At 60.6% G+C, this 1,221-nt stretch carries 1 protein-coding gene; it reads right to left on the bottom strand.

Translation table 11 applies throughout. The features are described 5' to 3' along the window. Positions 1-114: 114 nt before the first annotated feature. The coding region (locus tag GRB80_RS15775) for an IS701 family transposase (protein WP_161424379.1) at positions 115-1,221 on the bottom strand (1,107 nt) is incomplete at its 5' end.

The following is a 1,221-nucleotide window of genomic DNA, read 5'->3' as shown; positions in this document are numbered from 1 at the left end:
CTTGCTGCTGCCGACAGTGGCACCGCCAAGCCCGGTACTGGTGCTTTCGTCGCCAGTCCGACCAATGAAGCACATGGGACAGGGCCTGTTGTCCTTGCCATAGACATCTCCCGATTAGTCGCCTGAGCTCGGAGAGTGTCCACTCAATCCTGTCGGTACGAGTTTTTTTTGCTGGTGACTCGCTTGCCGTATCGCCACCAGCAAGGCGTGGGCGAGCAGCGACAAAGTAATGTGGCGATGCCAACTGGCCCAGCGCCTCACCTCATACTCATCCAGACCGCATTCCCCTTTGGCCGTCTGAAAACCCTGCTCGATTTTCCAGCGCTGACCCGCGACTCGAACCAGCGTCTCTATTGATACCCAGTCCCTGGGCGCGTGGACCACATAATAGGCCAACTCATCCGGTGTCGAGAGGCTGCGTCGGATCAGAAGATAATGGCCCCAGCGGCGTGCCTCTTCCGTAGGCTGCAGCCTTGTCAGTGGCGTCAACGCCCAGTCGTACCAGCGTTCGCCCTTGCTGCCTGAGCCAGCGGATAGGGTCTGCCATGCGTCATCCGGCAATGCCGCTGCGATCTCGTCCGCTCGCGTGTAGTGGAAGCTCTGCCACCACAAGGACTCGTTACAAGCCACTTCTAAAACAAAGGGTTGTGAGCGCTCCTCCAGCCACAGACGCAGGCTGCGGTTACCGCCATAGACGCTATCCCCCGTCACCCAGGCGGCCGGTATGTCCTGATCCATCGCGCGCTCCAGCATCCGGCGAGCGAGCTCGGGTTTGCTGGCAAATTCGACGTCATCAGGGATGCCCGCACGCCGACAACGCTCGCGGTCCTGTGTCCAGGATTTGGGCAAGTACAGGGCGCGATCCAGGAAGGCATGCCCCGCCGGGCTAGCGTAGAGAAGAAAGACCCCGATCTGACTATTTTCGATACGGCCGGCGGTGCCACTGTACTGGCGTTGCACGCCGGCCGAGTGCTGGCCTTTCTTGATAAAGCCAGTCTCGTCCAGGACTAGGACACCCTCAGGCGAGCCCAGCGTATCGATGACCCATTGGCGGAGAATATCGCGTGCTGCGTCCGCATCCCAGCGGGCACGATCCAACAGGTACTGCACCCCATCTGGGGTGGCATCCCCGAGCCACTCGGCAAGATGCCAGCTATTCTTACGTTCGCACTGACTGAGCAGACCCTGGAGGTAGCGTAGTGCGCGATCGCGCGTTTCCGA

Origin of the sequence: Halomonas icarae (assembly GCF_009901955.1) — a bacterium.
In the GTDB taxonomy this organism is placed as follows: Bacteria; Pseudomonadota; Gammaproteobacteria; order Pseudomonadales; family Halomonadaceae; genus Halomonas; species Halomonas icarae.
The sequence above is the reverse complement of the archived record's forward strand: the minus strand, read 5'-3'. Positions and strand labels throughout refer to the sequence as shown.